Source organism: Pseudomonas sp. LB3P81 (assembly GCF_054897965.1).
Map to the genome: position 1 here is coordinate 1,593,142 of NZ_JBUBVG010000001.1, position 14,969 is coordinate 1,608,110.

Below are 14,969 nucleotides of genomic sequence, written 5' to 3' on the forward strand. Positions count from 1 at the left end.
ACCACATAAATCTTGATTCAACACATCGGCCAATGTGGGAGCGGGCTTGCTCGCGAAGACGGGCTGACATTCAGCAAATATGTCGCCTGATACTCCGCTTTCGCGAGCAAGCCCGCTCCCACATTTGATCGTCGTGGGTGTCGATATTTCCGTTCGGACAAACAACAAGGGGGCGAATTTTCATCCGCCCCCTGTTTGCCCGCTTACTCTTGCGGTTCTTCGTCAGCGGCGGCGTCGAGCTGCTGGTCTTCAACAACGTCGTCGATCACGACTTCACCGTCGAACACTGCGCCCTCTTCACCTTCCAGCTCTTCACCTTCGACTTCCGACGGTTCCTGAACCCGTTCCAGGCCTACCAGCGTTTCATCGCTGGCCAGCTTGATCAGGGTCACGCCCTGGGTGTTACGACCCAGACTGGAGACTTCGTCGACACGGGTACGAACCAAAGTACCCTGGTCGGAAATCAGCATGATTTCCTCGCCGTCGAGCACCTGAACCGCGCCGACCAGACGGCCGTTACGGTCGTTGCTGACCATGGCGATAACGCCCTGACCGCCACGCTTGTACTCAGGGAACTCGGTGATCGCCGTACGCTTGCCGAAACCACGGGCCGAAGCGGTGAGGATCTGGCTGCCGTCTTCCGGGATCAGCATGGAAATCAGCTTCTGGCCTTCCGGCAGACGCATGCCGCGGACACCGCGAGCGGTACGGCCCATGGCACGAACGTCGGTTTCCTTGAAGCGAGTCACCTTGCCGCCGTCGGAGAACAGCATGACTTCACGGTCGCCATCGGTAATGGCGGCGGAAATCAGCACGTCACCTTCATCCAGTTCCAGCGCGATCAGACCGACACTGCGTTGACGGCTGAAGGACTCCAGCGGGGTCTTCTTCACGGTGCCTTTGGCAGTGGCCATGAAGATGAAGTGACCTTCGGTGTATTCCTCGACCGGCAGCATGGTGGTGATGTACTCATCACTGTCCAGCGGCAGCAGGTTGACCAGCGGACGACCACGGGCAGCGCGGGACGCTTCCGGGATTTCGTAGGTTTTCAGCCAGTACACCTTGCCTTTGCTGGAGAACAGCAACAGCGTGGTGTGGCTGTTGGCGACCAGAAGGTGAGCGATGTAGTCCTCATCCTTCACGCCGGTAGCCGATTTGCCTTTACCGCCACGACGCTGGGCCTGGTACGCAGCCAATGGCTGGGTCTTGGCGTAGCCACCGTGGGAAATGGTCACGACGCGCTCTTCTTCCGGGATCATGTCACCCAGGGTCAGGTCGAGACGGGCATCGAGAATTTCGGTGCGACGCACATCGCCGTATTCGGCGCGGATCACTTCCAGCTCTTCGCGGATCACTTCCATCAGGCGCGTGGCGCTGTTGAGGATGCGGATCAGCTCGCCGATCTGGTTGAGGATCTCTTGATACTCGGCCAGCAGTTTTTCGTGTTCCAGACCGGTCAGGCGGTGCAGACGCAGTTCCAGAATGGCTTGCGCCTGTTCCGGCGACAGGAAGTACTTGCCTTCGCGCAGACCGTATTGCGGATCGAGGTTTTCCGGACGGCACGAATCGGCACCGGCACGCTCGACCATCGCGACCACGGCGGAAGATTCCCACGGCGTGCTGATCAGCGCTTCCTTGGCTTCCGACGGGGTTGGCGAGGCCTTGATCAGCGCGATCACCGGGTCGATATTCGACAGGGCAACCGCCTGGCCTTCCAGAATGTGACCACGTTCGCGGGCTTTACGCAGTTCGAACACGGTACGACGGGTAACGACTTCGCGACGGTGACGAACGAAGGCTTCCAGCAGGTCCTTGAGGTTCAGGATCCGCGGACGGCCGTCGATCAGCGCAACGATGTTGATACCGAATACAGCTTGCAGCTGGGTCTGGGCGTAGAGGTTGTTGAGGATCACCTCAGGCACTTCGCCACGACGCAGTTCGATCACGACGCGCATACCGTCCTTGTCGGACTCGTCGCGCAGTTCGGTGATGCCTTCGAGTTTCTTCTCTTTAACCAGCTCGGCGATCTTCTCGATCAGACGGGCCTTGTTCAGCTGGTATGGAAGTTCGGTGATGACGATCTGCTGACGGCCACCGACCTTGTCGATGTCTTCGATCATCGAGCGGGCGCGCATGTAAATGCGGCCGCGACCGGTGCGGTAGGCTTCGATGATGCCGGCGCGACCGTTGATGATCGCGGCGGTCGGGAAGTCCGGACCGGGGATGTATTGCATCAGCTCATCGATGGTCAACTCGGGGTTGTCGATGAGCGCCAGGCAACCGTCGATGACTTCACCGAGGTTGTGCGGCGGAATGTTGGTCGCCATGCCCACGGCGATACCGCTGGAGCCGTTGACCAGCAGGTTGGGAATACGGGTCGGCATGACCGCCGGGATCATTTCGGTGCCGTCGTAGTTCGGCACCCAGTCCACGGTTTCTTTATGCAGGTCAGCCAGCAGCTCGTGCGCCAGCTTGGTCATGCGCACTTCGGTGTATCGCATGGCCGCGGCGTTGTCGCCGTCCACCGAACCGAAGTTGCCCTGACCGTCTACCAGCAGGTAGCGCAGCGAGAATGGCTGCGCCATCCGAACGATGGTGTCGTACACCGCGGTATCACCGTGCGGGTGATACTTACCGATCACGTCACCGACAACACGGGCAGATTTCTTGTACGGCTTGTTGAAGTCGTTGCCCAGCTCGCTCATCGCGAACAGCACACGCCGGTGCACGGGCTTCAAGCCATCGCGCGCATCCGGCAGTGCCCGCCCGACAATTACGCTCATCGCGTAGTCGAGGTAGGACTGCTTCAGCTCGTCTTCGATATTGACCGGGAGGATTTCTTTGGCCAGTTCGCCCATGAGAAGCCTGATTCCTTTTTCTGGTGAAACTTCGTCACATCCATATGGGACGAACGAAGCTCGCCGGTGCAGGCTGAGTGCCAATGCACCGACTTACGACAAATCAACGAGTTATGCCATGGATCTGCGCAGTAAAGGCAGCCACATCGGGCTACCTTGGAAACCGCCGGATGTTATCACAAGAGCCGCCACGCACCTATCCCCCAGATGCGCATGGAGTGTAGTTAGTTGACTGGTGGCAGGCTGATAGGGGACCAGAGAGGCTTAGAGCCGCGTCGAATGGAGAATTCGAGTCTGAATCGGCCTTTTGGATTGTCTTTCAGGGCCTCTTCGCGAGCAAGCCCGCTCCCACAGTTGACCGAGCTCTCCAGTCAGATACGGTCGAAGGTGGGAGCGGGCTTGCCCGCGAAGGCTTTCTATCAGGCGCCCGATGTCTTTAATGCAGGCGCTTACGGCACATCAACTGCGCCATCTTCGCCGTATCCGGCCGTTCGACAATGCCTTTTTCCGTGACGATCGCGTCGATCAAATCCGCCGGCGTCACATCGAACACCGGGTTGAACGCATCGACATCCGCCCCGACCCGCTTGCCACCCACTTCCAGCAACTCGCGGCCGTCACGCTCTTCAATCGGAATGTCGTCGCCACTGGCCAGATTCATGTCGATGGTCGAACTCGGCGCCACCACCATGAAGCGCACACCGTGGTGCATGGCGTTCACCGCCAGTTGATAGGTACCGATTTTGTTGGCCACATCGCCATTGGCGGTGATCCGGTCGGCGCCGACGATGACCCAGGTAATGCCTTTGGTCTTCATAATGTGGGCCGCGGCGGAGTCGGCATTGAGCGTCACGGGAATGCCTTCGTTGGCCAGCTCCCACGCGGTCAGTCGCGAACCTTGCAACCACGGACGGGTTTCGTCGGCGTAGACGCGCTCGACCATGCCCTCGATGAACGCCCCGCGAATGACGCCCAGCGCCGTACCGAAACCGCCGGTTGCCAGCGCGCCGGTGTTGCAGTGGGTCAGGATCGCCTGCGCGTTGCCCTGATGCTTGCGGATCAGGTCCACCCCCAGTTGCGCCATAGTCAGGTTGGCTTCGCGATCACTTTCATGAATGGCGATGGCCTCCGCCTCCAGCGCCGCCAGAGGGTCGGCATCGTCCTTGAGACGATCAAGGCGGTCACGCATGCGACTCAAGGCCCAGAACAGATTCACCGCCGTTGGACGGGAATCGGCCAGCAATGCGTAATCCTCTTCCCACGCGGCCTGCCAGTCACCGCCCTCGGCAATTCGTGCGCGAGCTGCCAACACCATGGCATACGCAGCACTGATACCAATCGCCGGCGCGCCACGCACCACCATCGAACGAATGGCCTCGGCCACGCCAGCAGCGCTGGTGTAGGCAATCCAGGTTTCCTCGAACGGCAAAATACGCTGATCCAGCAAGTACAGGACACCATCACGCCAATCGATGGCCTTCACCTTCTCCGCAGCCAACAGTCGATCGCGCATCCCACACCCCGTACTCAGTAACAAAGCCGCCGATTATAGCGATCCCCCCGCGAAGACGCTCGGGTATACTTCGCCATCCTTTACAAAAGCACTGGAACCGACTCTCGATGCCGAACACTGCCGCTGCGCTCGACCTGTTATTGCTGCCGACCTGGCTGGTACCCGTCGAACCCGCTGGTGTTGTCCTCAAAGAGCATGGCCTGGGCATCCGCGACGGACGCATTGTCTTTATCGGCCCACGCGCGGCTGCGCTGAAGCTTGACGCAACCGAAGTCCGCGAACTGCCGGGCATGCTGCTCAGCCCCGGCCTGATCAATGCTCACGGGCATGCGGCGATGACACTGTTCCGCGGCCTGGCCGACGATCTGCCGCTGATGACCTGGCTGGAAAACCACATTTGGCCGGCCGAAGCCAAGTGGGTCGATGAGGCCTTTGTACGCGATGGCACCGACCTTGCCATCGCCGAACAGATCAAAGGTGGCATCACCTGCTTCTCTGACATGTATTTCTTCCCGAAGGTTGCCAGCGAAAGCGTGCATAACAGCGGCATTCGCGCGCAGATCGCGATTCCGATCCTCGATTTCCCGATCCCGGGCGCCAGCACGGCGGACGAGGCCATTCGTCAGGGCGTCGAACTGTTCAACGATCTCAAGCACCACGAGCGCATCAAAGTCACCTTCGGTCCCCACGCGCCTTACACGGTGGGCGACGAAAACCTGGAAAAAATCCGGGTGATCGCCGAGGAGCTGGACGCGTCGATCCACATGCACGTCCACGAAACCGCCTTCGAAGTGCAGCAGGCGATCGAACAGCGTGGCGAACGTCCGCTGGCCCGACTGGCGCGCCTGGGCCTGTTGGGACCGCGCTTCCAGGCGGTTCACATGACGCAGATCAGCGATGAAGATCTGGCGATGCTGGTAGAAAGCAACACTAATGTGATTCATTGCCCGGAGTCGAACCTGAAGCTGGCCAGCGGTTTCTGCCCGGTGGAGCGTTTGTGGCAGGCAGGTGTCAACGTGGCCGTCGGCACCGATGGCGCTGCCAGCAACAATGACCTCGACCTGCTCGGCGAAACCCGCACCGCCGCACTGCTGGCCAAAGCCGTCGCCGGGTCGGCCACCGCACTGGACGCCCATCGCGCATTGCGCATGGCCACGCTCAACGGCGCCCGGGCGCTGGGGATCGAGGCGGAGGTCGGCTCGCTGGAAATCGGCAAAGCCGCGGACATGGTCGCGTTCGACCTTTCCGGCCTGGCGCAGCAACCGGTCTACGACCCGGTTTCGCAGCTTATATACGCCACCGGTCGCGACTGCGTGAAACACCTTTGGGTGGGTGGCAAGCAACTGCTCGACGACCGTCGCCTGACCCGCCTGGATGAAGAACAGCTTTGCGCCACCGCCAAAGTCTGGGGCCAGCGCATCAGCGGCCACACCGAATTGTAAGCACCCTGGGGCCAACCGCCGGGGCAACAGGATTTTTCAAGTTTTAGAGGATGAACCATGAGTAACGTCGACTACGCCGAAATCGCCAAATTCGAAGCCCTGGCCCATCGCTGGTGGGACCGCGAAAGCGAGTTCAAACCGCTGCACGACATCAACCCGCTGCGGGTCAACTGGATTGACGAACGGGTCCTTCTGGCCGGCAAGAAGGTCCTCGACATTGGTTGCGGCGGCGGCATCCTCAGCGAAGCCATGGCCCAGCGCGGCGCGACCGTGATGGGCATCGACATGGGCGAAGCGCCGCTGGCCGTCGCTCAGCTGCATCAGCTGGAATCCGGCGTAAACGTTGAATACCGCCAGATCACTGCCGAGGCCTTGGCCGAAGAAATGCCCGAGCAGTTCGACGTGGTCACTTGCCTGGAAATGCTCGAGCACGTGCCGGACCCGTCTTCGGTCATCCGTGCCTGCTTCAAAATGGTCAAACCGGGCGGCCAGGTGTTCTTCTCCACCATCAACCGCAACCCGAAGGCGTACCTGTTCGCCATCGTCGGCGCCGAATACATCATGAAGCTGCTGCCGCGCGGCACTCACGACTTCAAGAAATTCATCCGCCCTTCCGAGCTGGGTGCCTGGAGCCGCATGGCTGGCCTGACCGTCAAGGACATCATCGGCCTGACCTATAACCCGCTGACCAAGCACTACAAACTGGCCTCCGACGTGGACGTCAACTACATGATCCAGACCCTGCGCGAGGAGTAAGCCGATGCGTATCAGAGCAGTTCTTTTCGACATGGACGGCACCCTGCTCGACACCGCGCCGGACTTCATCGCGATCTGCCAGGCGATGCGTGCCGACCGTGGTTTGCCGCCGATGAATGACAAACACATTCGCGACGAGATCTCCGGCGGCGCCAAGGCGATGGTTGCCGTGACGTTTTCGATGGACCCGGAATCTCCGGGCTTCGAAGAACTTCGTTTGGAGTTCCTTGAGCGTTATCTCGCGGGTTGCGCCGTTCACAGCAAGTTGTTCGACGGCATGGCCGAAGTACTGGCCGACATCGAGAAAGCCAACCTGATCTGGGGCGTGGTCACTAACAAGCCATTGCGGTTTGCCGAGCCGATCATGCAGCAACTGGGGCTGTCCGAGCGCTCGGCGCTGTTGATCTGCCCGGATCACGTGAAAAACAGCAAGCCGGACCCGGAACCGTTGATCCTGGCGTGCAAGATGCTCGACCTCGATCCGGCCAGCGTGCTGTTCGTGGGAGATGACCTGCGTGATATCGAGTCTGGCCGCGATGCTGGCACCCGGACGGCCGCCGTGACCTATGGCTATATTCATCCGGACGATAACCCGCGGCATTGGGGGGCGGATGTGGTGGTCGATCATCCGCTGGAGTTGCGCAAGGTTTTGGACAGCGCGCTCTCTAGCTGCTGAGCCGAACCGCTTTTTGTGGCGAGGGAGCTTGCTCCCGCTGGGCTGCTTAGCAGCCCCACTATCTATAAACGCTTTCTTTCAGGCACACCGCATTTACAGGCTTTACGACTGCTTCGCAGCCGAGCGGGAGCAAGCTCCCTCGCCACAAGTGCGATGACTGCCTACTGAATTGTTGTGAGGTTTCTATGTTTGATTATTCCGCACGCCCTGAATTGCTCAAGGACCGGGTCATTCTGGTCACCGGCGCTGGTCGCGGTATCGGCGCTGCCGCTGCGAAAACCTATGCTGCCCACGGCGCCACCGTATTGTTGCTGGGCAAGACCGAAGCCAACCTGACTCGCATCTATGACGAAATCGAGGCCGCCGGTCATCCACAACCGGCCGTGATCCCGTTCAATCTGGAAACCGCCCTGCCCCATCAGTACGATGAGCTGGCGGCGATGATTGAAACCGAATTCGGCCACCTCGACGGTTTGCTGCACAACGCATCGATCATTGGTCCGCGCACGCCGATCGAGCAACTGTCCGGCGAGAACTTCATGCGTGTCATGCAAGTCAACGTCAACGCCATGTTCATGCTCACCAGCACGCTGTTGCCGCTGCTGAAGCTGTCGCAGGACGCTTCGGTGGTGTTCACTTCCAGCAGCGTCGGCCGCAAGGGCCGTGCGTACTGGGGCGCTTACGGCGTCTCCAAATTCGCCACCGAAGGCCTGATGCAAACCCTGGCCGACGAAGTCGACACCGTGGCCCCGGTGCGCTCCAACAGCATCAACCCAGGCGCCACCCGCACCAGCATGCGCGCCCAGGCTTACCCCGGTGAAAACCCACAGAACAACCCGACTCCCGAGGAGATCATGCCGGTCTACCTCTACTTGATGGGCCCTGACAGCACCGGCATCAACGGCCAGGCGTTCAACGCTCAATAACACCGTGCGTCGCTTTTGTGCCGTGGCGAATTTCCGTCACGGCACTCAAAAAGCGTCTAACTTCCGTTTGCCCCAGTCAAATAAATGTCACTGGACGAGACAAAAACCGTCTGAACATTACCCAAAATATTGATTTACAAGTCTTTTAATCCGACTGAACCGAATGGCACGACTTTCGCTCTAAATTTCCTCACACTCGCCGTGTGGAAGCAGATTGGGCGACGCTCGAGTCGATAGGTTACTAATCTTCTACAAAGCAGATTAGACTTGCGCCAAATGTCCTACGGGACTGATGGACCAGTATGACGCGCAGCCCAAAGCCGCTCTCACCCAGCCTGTAAGACAGCCTTACTGCTTAGGGGCGCATGCCATATGAAATCACCTTCCCAGACCAACGCAATTGACTTTGATAGCGCCAAATTGCAACGCCTGGGCTTTGGTCAGCAGCCCCCGCTTCTGGAGAGGCCGATCAGTCTTGCGCAACTGCGCCAGCAACTGAGCCTGCAACTGCAAACCAGTCTTGAGCCACAACGCATTCTCGAGCTCTTCTTCCGTGAATCTCAGCGACTCGTGCCGCTTGATGCCTTGAGCTACGAGCACAAAGCCAGCGACTTGCGCCTGGACTTCGGTCTGCGCGGTCACCACTCGATCAGCTACACCCTCAGCCATGAAGGCGAGCACCTGGGCGAACTGGTATTCCGCCGCAATCAGCGTTTCAGCGAGCAGGAACAGGGCAACCTTGAGTCGCTGCTGTCCACATTGCTGTACCCGATGCGCAATGCCCTGCTCTACCGCGCCGCCACCCAAAGTGCCTTGCGCGACCCACTCACGGACACCGGCAATCGCATTGCCATGGACCAGACGCTGCAACGGGAAATCGACATGTCGCGTCGGCATCTGCACCCCTTGTCGCTGCTGATGCTGGACATCGACCATTTCAAACAGATCAACGACAACCATGGCCACAGCGCAGGTGATGACGTACTCAAGGCTGTTGCAGCTTCGATCAAAAGCCAGTTGCGCAACGTCGACATGGTGTTCCGCTATGGTGGCGAAGAGTTCCTGATTCTGCTGTCCAACACCGGCCGCGAGGCGGCGGCCATGGTCGGCGAGCGGCTGCGGTTTGCTGCGCAGGCCAAGGATTATCTGGCCGACGGCAAACGGATCGAGCTGACCGTCAGCCTCGGCTGTTCGACCCTGCTGCCCGGAGAGTCAGTCGAAAGCCTGTTGCGACGGGCCGACAGCGCGCTGTATGTGGCCAAGCGCGAAGGACGCAACCGATTGGCAATGGCGGGCTGAAGGCTCGCTGGCGGGCTCGCAGCCGTAGCAGCCCGCATCGACAGGATTAGCGCACAGCGCCACGCAACTCTCCAACCAACCCTTGCAACCTGGCTGGCTCTGCCACCTCGACCGCCACCGCCGAACCCGCCACCAGGGTCACCCGCGACCACAACCGACGGAATACGCCTTTGTCGGGATCGCGACTGAAGAAACTCCCCCACAGCCCCTGCAAGGCCAACGGAATCACTGGCACCGGCGTCTCTTCGAGAATCCGCGTCAGCCCGCCCTTGAACTCGTTGATCTCGCCATCGGCGGTCAATTTGCCTTCAGGGAAGATGCACACCAGCTCACCGTCCTTCAGGTATTGGGCGATGCGCGTGAAGGCCTTTTCGTAAATCTGAATATCTTCCTGACGTCCCGCGATCGGAATCGTCCCGGCCGTGCGGAAGATGAAGTTCAGCACCGGCAGGTTGTAGATCTTGTAATACATCACAAAGCGAATCGGCCGACGCACCGCGCCGCCGATCAGCAACGCGTCGACGAAGGACACGTGATTGCACACCAGCAACGCCGCGCCTTCATCCGGAATAGCCTCCAGATTGCGATGCTCCACGCGGTACATGGAATGGCTGAGCAGCCAGATCATGAAGCGCATGCTGAACTCGGGGACGATTTTGAAGATGTAGGCGTTGACGCCGATGTTCAGCAGCGACACCACCAGGAACAAATGCGGGATCGACAACTTGGCCAGGCTCAGCAACACGATCGAAACAATCGCCGAGACCACCATGAACAGCGCGTTGAGAATGTTGTTGGCGGCAATCACCCGCGCCCGCTCGTTCTCCGGGGTGCGTGACTGGATCAGCGCGTACAGCGGCACGATGTAGAAACCGCCGAAAACCCCGAGACCGAGAATGTCGATCAACACCAGCCAGGTGTGACCAAAGCCGAGAATCTCGATCCAGCCATGGCCGTTGACGCTGTCGGGAATTGCGCCGGAATGCCACCAAAGCAGCAAGCCGAACACGGTCAGCCCAAACGAGCCGAACGGCACCAGACCGATCTCGACTTTGCGTCCGGACAGTTTTTCGCAGAGCAGTGAACCCAGGGCGATGCCCACCGAGAACACGGTAAGAATCAGCGTCACCACGGTTTCGTCGCCGTGCATCCACTCCTTGGCATAGGCCGGGATTTGCGTCAGGTAAATCGCCCCGACAAACCAGAACCATGAGTTGCCGACAATCGAGCGCGACACCGCCGGGGTTTGCCCCAGGCCCAGTTTCAAGGTGGCCCAGGATTGACTGAAGATGTTCCAGTTCAGGCGCATTTCCGGCGATGAGGCCGCCGCCCGTGGAATGCTGCGACTGGCCAGATAACCGAGCACTGCAATGCCGATGATCGCCGTGGACACGATGGGCGCGTAATGCGCGGACGACATCATGATCCCGGCGCCGATGGTCCCGGCGAGGATCGCCAGGAAGGTGCCCATTTCCACCAGACCGTTGCCACCCACCAGTTCGTCTTCGTGCAAGGTCTGGGGCAGGATTGAGTATTTCACCGGCCCGAACAGCGCCGAGTGCGTGCCCATGGCGAACAGCGCCAGCAGCATCAGCGACAGGTGATCAAAGACAAACCCGACCGCGCCGACCGCCATGATGGCGATTTCCCCAAGCTTGATCAGACGAATCAGCGCGTCCTTGGCGAACTTTTCGCCAAACTGCCCGGCCAGCGCCGAAAACAGAAAGAACGGCAGGATAAACAGCAGCGCACACAGATTGACCCAGATCGAACGATCACCCGCGATGGTCAACTTGTACAGAATGGCGAGGATCAGCGACTGCTTGAAGACATTGTCGTTGAACGCCCCGAGGGACTGGGTCACGAAAAACGGCAGGAAACGCCGAGTGCGAAGCAAACTGAACTGTGAGGGGTGACTCATCTTCCATGTTCCTGAAGTTGGAAAGCCTGATGATGGCGTGGATACTGCTGTTGGAATGTCGCACGTCGATCCAGGCCACACCTTACCTAATCTTTGCAGGTTATTTCTTTAATCCTGCAATGCACGGCGAGACAAACAACTCGCCCCGCCATGCGCCCTGCACCGTGCGTTTGGCGACGATCAGCCACATCACCGCCAGCAACGCCACGAGCACACAGCCAAAGGCACTGAAAAACGTCAGGTTCAAGGTGCTGGCCAGTTTCAACGTTGCCAGAGAATAGACGCCCAGCGGAAAGGTGAAACCCCACCAGCCGAGGTTGAAGGGTATGCCAGCGCGCAGGTAACGACCGGTGATCAGCAACGCGATCAACATCCACCATAGACCAAAGCCCCACAACGTAATCCCGGCCACCAACCCCAGCCCGGCGGCGATCTCACCGATGCCCGGCAAACCATTGGCGGAAAAGATCGCCGGCGCATCGGCACCCAGCAGCAACATGCCCAGCGCCCCGGTGCCAATCGGGCCGAGTGCCAGCCAGCTCGAAGCGGCCATGTTTTCGTGGGGCAGTTTGTGCAGCGCCATGCGCAGCAACAGGATTGTCAGAATGCTGAACGCCACCGGTAGGGAAAATGCCCAGAGCACGTAGCTGGTGACCAGAACCACCAGTTGCGAATGGGCGTCAGCCAGATGCGGCGCCAGCAGGCCACCGCTGGCTGCCGCCACTTCCGCGGCCACCACCGGCAACAGCCAGACGGCGGTCATTTGATCGATGCTGTGTTCCTGGCGGGTGAACATCATGTAAGGAATCAGCACACCACACGCCAGCGACATCGCCACATCCAGCCACCACAGCACTTGCGCAACATGAATCACGCCTTCGCCCCAGCGCGGCAGACCGAACAACAGAAATCCGTTGATGATCGTCGCCAAACCCATGGGGATCGTGCCGAAAAACATCGATACCGTGGAATGGCCGAAAATCCGCCGCGCTTCGTCGAAGAACAGCACCCAACGTGCCGCGTATAGCGCCGTGAATAAAGCGAACAGAACGATATTGAACAGCCAAAGGACTTCAGCAATCACATGTAAACCGGGGCTCGCGACCGGCAACTGCGCCAGCGCCAACGCCAATACGCCGGTGCCCATGGTCGCGGCAAACCAGTTCGGGGTGAACTGACGGATCACCTCGCGTGGATGCTGCAAATGACTGAACGGTTTGATGCCGGGTCTGGCGGTATTAGGGCATGTCATGATCGAACTCCTGTCCTCTGTTGAGGTGGAGTCCATGGTAGATCCGAATCGAATATCTATATAACGGGTAATATCTCTAACTATTATCTGTTTCGCAGATATAGCGTCAGACGCTGCCTTCCGATTCGATCACCAGTATCCTCGCCACACCCAGCGGATGCGCCACATGCTCGGTGCCCACGGAGGCGTAAAAGATATCGCCTACACCCAACACCACCTCTTTCTCTCGACCCTCTTCGCGGTAGTGCATCTGCACCTGGCCATCGAGCACGACGAACACTTCCTGACCGTCATTGATGTGCCATTTATAGGGCTGATCGGTCCAGTGCAAACGGGTGGTGATGCCATTCATGTTCGCGATGTCGAGCGCGCCCCAGGCACGGTCAGCAGTGAAGGATTGGCTGCGGATGATTTTCATGGGCGGTCCGTCGGGATGAATGGCGGTGCCAAGGCTAGCGATCATTAAACATCAGCGCTACAGACTTTGATGGACTGCTGCGGCATCAAGACGGCGCATCAACCCCAGTAACGCACCGACAGACAGGATGATCAGCACCGCGCCATAGCCGTCGGTGGTTGCCACCAGACCGAAGGTGCGCGTCAGACTCCCCGCCAGCAACGACGGCAAACAGAACGCCAGGTAACTGAGCACATAAAATGCCGACATCAACCCTGCCCGCTCATGGGGCAGCGCCAGTGGGACCAGACTGCGTACCGCCCCCAGGAAACCGGCGCCAAATCCACCACCGGCCACCAGTGTGCCAAGGAAAAACAATGGCAGGCTGGCGCTGTGCACGCCCAGTAAAAGCAACACGACGCCCGTTGACAGGAATGTACCGCCGAACATCAGCGCCTTCGCAGCGGGCTGGTTTCGCAGGGTGAAGATCATCAGCGCGCCGGTCAGCGTCAATGCCGCCACTGCCGCTCCACCCATCAGATTCGAGGTTGAGCCGGTGGCTGTGCGTAACAGCGAGGGAGCGAGCGAGGCATAAAAACCGCCGAGCGCCCAGGTCGAGATGTTCAACGGCAACACCCGCCACAAGGTGGAGCGTGCCTGGGTCGGTACATGCAGGGTCGGACGCAACGAGGCCCATGCCCCCGGTTGCGGGCTGACGCTTTCCGGCAGGCGCCAGACGTACAGCGCCTGCATCACAAACAGCGTGAGCAGCACCCAGTAGGTCAGCTGCAACGGCAGCGGCGCAAACTCGGCCAGCAACCCGCAGCCCATGCCGCCAATCGCCATGCCGAGCAACGGTGCAACGCTGTTGACCAGCGGCCCCTGCTGGCGATCGGTGTCCAACAGCGCGGCACTCAATACGGCGGTGGCCATCCCGGTCGCAAATCCCTGAAGCACCCGCGCACAGATCAACCACGCCACACTGTCAGCGTTGATAAACAGCAGCATCGCCAGCAGATTCAATATGACGGCAGTGAAAATAATCGGCTTGCGCCCCAGATGATCCGAAAGCGAACCGACCGTCAGCAGCGCCACCAGCAAACTGATGGCGTACACACCGAAAATCACGGTCAGGGTCGCTGCCGAGAATTGCAGCTGCTCCTGATACAAGTGATACAACGGCGTCGGCGCCGTGGAAGCGGCGAGAAAACTCAGTAAAGTGATCGCCAGAAACCACAGGCTTGAACGGTTGGAAGCTGAATTCGACATGCGCACACTCCGCAAAAGCTAATTTTTTGCTTTTGCGGAGTGTGCGACTCGCAAGCGCTTAAAGCAAATTCTTTGTGTTAAGGTCCGATGCATGGCTATTAAAGAAGGTTTACGCCCCGGCGGCCGCAGTGCCCGGGTGCAAGAGTCGATTCATTCGGCGGTCCGCGCGCTCCTGGAAGAACAGGACCGCGCCACCGTGACCGTCCCGCAAATTGCCACACGCGCAGGGGTTACGCCGTCGACCATTTACCGGCGCTGGGGGGATCTGTCGGCGTTACTGGCAGATGTCGCCCTCGCACGCATGCAGCCTGATAGTGAGCCGGCCAACACCGGCAGCCTGCGTGGGGATGTGCAAGCGTGGGCGGAGCAGTATCTGGACGAAATGAGTTCCGAACCCGGGCGCAACATGCTGCGCGATGTGCAATCGAGCCCGACGCCAGGCTTTTGCGCGGCACTCATTGGTGGGCAGTTGCAGACGATTCTGGATCGTTATCCTGATCAGTCGAAACCGAGCGTTGATCGACTGATCAATCTGGTGGCGGCGCCTACGGTGTTTCGCATTCTGTTTTCGCCAGCACCGCTGGAGGTTGAGGAACTGCATCGGTTGATCGAGATTGCATTTAGTCAGTAATGACGCCTTCGCGGGCAAGCCACGCTCCC

12 protein-coding genes are annotated in these 14,969 nt (G+C 59.6%); 6 read left to right on the forward strand and 6 right to left on the reverse strand.

Going from position 1 to position 14,969, the window contains the following annotated elements; translation table 11 throughout:
• Positions 1-203: 203 nt before the first annotated feature.
• A complete protein-coding gene (gene gyrA / locus ACYZTL_RS07330; protein WP_461951212.1) occupies positions 204-2,858 on the reverse strand; it encodes a DNA gyrase subunit A in 2,655 nt (884 codons plus the stop codon).
• Positions 2,859-3,294: 436 nt separating this feature from the next.
• Positions 3,295-4,371, reverse strand: coding sequence for an S-methyl-5-thioribose-1-phosphate isomerase (gene mtnA, locus ACYZTL_RS07335; protein WP_461951213.1), 1,077 nt, complete (start codon positions 4,369-4,371; stop codon positions 3,295-3,297).
• A gap of 107 nt (positions 4,372-4,478) precedes the next feature.
• On the opposite strand from mtnA, the gene ACYZTL_RS07340 reads away from it, so the two are divergent.
• The 5 genes from ACYZTL_RS07340 (at position 4,479) to ACYZTL_RS07360 (ending at position 9,470) form a co-directional block, all read left to right on the forward strand.
• A complete protein-coding gene (locus ACYZTL_RS07340) occupies positions 4,479-5,813 on the forward strand; it encodes a TRZ/ATZ family hydrolase (protein WP_461951214.1) in 1,335 nt (444 codons plus the stop codon).
• Positions 5,814-5,870: 57 nt separating this feature from the next.
• Complete coding sequence (gene ubiG / locus ACYZTL_RS07345; RefSeq protein ID WP_461951215.1) at positions 5,871-6,569, forward strand: bifunctional 2-polyprenyl-6-hydroxyphenol methylase/3-demethylubiquinol 3-O-methyltransferase UbiG; 699 nt, start codon at positions 5,871-5,873, stop codon at positions 6,567-6,569.
• A 4-nt stretch (positions 6,570-6,573) separates the two neighbouring features.
• A complete protein-coding gene (gene mupP / locus ACYZTL_RS07350) occupies positions 6,574-7,245 on the forward strand; it encodes an N-acetylmuramic acid 6-phosphate phosphatase MupP (protein WP_461951216.1) in 672 nt (223 codons plus the stop codon).
• Between the two features lie 185 nt (positions 7,246-7,430).
• On the forward strand, positions 7,431-8,171 hold the full coding sequence (locus tag ACYZTL_RS07355) for a YciK family oxidoreductase (protein WP_461951217.1): 741 nt from the start codon (positions 7,431-7,433) through the stop codon (positions 8,169-8,171).
• A gap of 372 nt (positions 8,172-8,543) precedes the next feature.
• Positions 8,544-9,470, forward strand: a complete 927-nt coding sequence (locus ACYZTL_RS07360) for a GGDEF domain-containing protein (RefSeq protein WP_461951218.1) — start codon at positions 8,544-8,546, stop codon at positions 9,468-9,470.
• A gap of 46 nt (positions 9,471-9,516) precedes the next feature.
• Here the strand turns inward: ACYZTL_RS07360 and ACYZTL_RS07365 are convergent, their stop codons facing one another.
• From ACYZTL_RS07365 to ACYZTL_RS07380, 4 genes are all read right to left on the reverse strand, one after another.
• On the reverse strand, positions 9,517-11,391 hold the full coding sequence (locus tag ACYZTL_RS07365) for an MFS transporter (RefSeq protein WP_461951219.1): 1,875 nt from the start codon (positions 11,389-11,391) through the stop codon (positions 9,517-9,519).
• 100 nt (positions 11,392-11,491) lie between these two features.
• Positions 11,492-12,643, reverse strand: coding sequence for a TDT family transporter (locus ACYZTL_RS07370; protein ID WP_461951220.1), 1,152 nt, complete (start codon positions 12,641-12,643; stop codon positions 11,492-11,494).
• Between the two features lie 106 nt (positions 12,644-12,749).
• Positions 12,750-13,061 carry a cupin domain-containing protein gene (locus ACYZTL_RS07375; protein WP_461951221.1) on the reverse strand — a complete coding sequence of 104 codons (312 nt, stop codon included), beginning with the start codon at positions 13,059-13,061 and terminating at the stop codon, positions 12,750-12,752.
• A 57-nt stretch (positions 13,062-13,118) separates the two neighbouring features.
• Complete coding sequence (locus ACYZTL_RS07380; RefSeq protein ID WP_461951222.1) at positions 13,119-14,309, reverse strand: MFS transporter; 1,191 nt, start codon at positions 14,307-14,309, stop codon at positions 13,119-13,121.
• Positions 14,310-14,400: 91 nt separating this feature from the next.
• Between ACYZTL_RS07380 and ACYZTL_RS07385 the strand changes: the two genes are divergently transcribed.
• Positions 14,401-14,940, forward strand: coding sequence for a TetR/AcrR family transcriptional regulator (locus ACYZTL_RS07385; RefSeq protein ID WP_461951223.1), 540 nt, complete (start codon positions 14,401-14,403; stop codon positions 14,938-14,940).
• Positions 14,941-14,969 lie beyond the last annotated feature (29 nt).

What these genes read in the sequence shown, in the direction of transcription:
- gyrA (WP_461951212.1), bottom strand. Translation starts at nt 2,858, where the DNA reads ATGGGCGAACTGGCCAAAGAAATCCTCCCGGTCAATATCGAAGACGAG.
- mtnA (WP_461951213.1), bottom strand. Translation starts at nt 4,371, where the DNA reads ATGCGCGATCGACTGTTGGCTGCGGAGAAGGTGAAGGCCATCGATTGG.
- ACYZTL_RS07340 (WP_461951214.1), top strand. Translation starts at nt 4,479, where the DNA reads ATGCCGAACACTGCCGCTGCGCTCGACCTGTTATTGCTGCCGACCTGG.
- ubiG (WP_461951215.1), top strand. Translation starts at nt 5,871, where the DNA reads ATGAGTAACGTCGACTACGCCGAAATCGCCAAATTCGAAGCCCTGGCC.
- mupP (WP_461951216.1), top strand. Translation starts at nt 6,574, where the DNA reads ATGCGTATCAGAGCAGTTCTTTTCGACATGGACGGCACCCTGCTCGAC.
- ACYZTL_RS07355 (WP_461951217.1), top strand. Translation starts at nt 7,431, where the DNA reads ATGTTTGATTATTCCGCACGCCCTGAATTGCTCAAGGACCGGGTCATT.
- ACYZTL_RS07360 (WP_461951218.1), top strand. Translation starts at nt 8,544, where the DNA reads ATGAAATCACCTTCCCAGACCAACGCAATTGACTTTGATAGCGCCAAA.
- ACYZTL_RS07365 (WP_461951219.1), bottom strand. Translation starts at nt 11,391, where the DNA reads ATGAGTCACCCCTCACAGTTCAGTTTGCTTCGCACTCGGCGTTTCCTG.
- ACYZTL_RS07370 (WP_461951220.1), bottom strand. Translation starts at nt 12,643, where the DNA reads ATGACATGCCCTAATACCGCCAGACCCGGCATCAAACCGTTCAGTCAT.
- ACYZTL_RS07375 (WP_461951221.1), bottom strand. Translation starts at nt 13,061, where the DNA reads ATGAAAATCATCCGCAGCCAATCCTTCACTGCTGACCGTGCCTGGGGC.
- ACYZTL_RS07380 (WP_461951222.1), bottom strand. Translation starts at nt 14,309, where the DNA reads ATGTCGAATTCAGCTTCCAACCGTTCAAGCCTGTGGTTTCTGGCGATC.
- ACYZTL_RS07385 (WP_461951223.1), top strand. Translation starts at nt 14,401, where the DNA reads ATGGCTATTAAAGAAGGTTTACGCCCCGGCGGCCGCAGTGCCCGGGTG.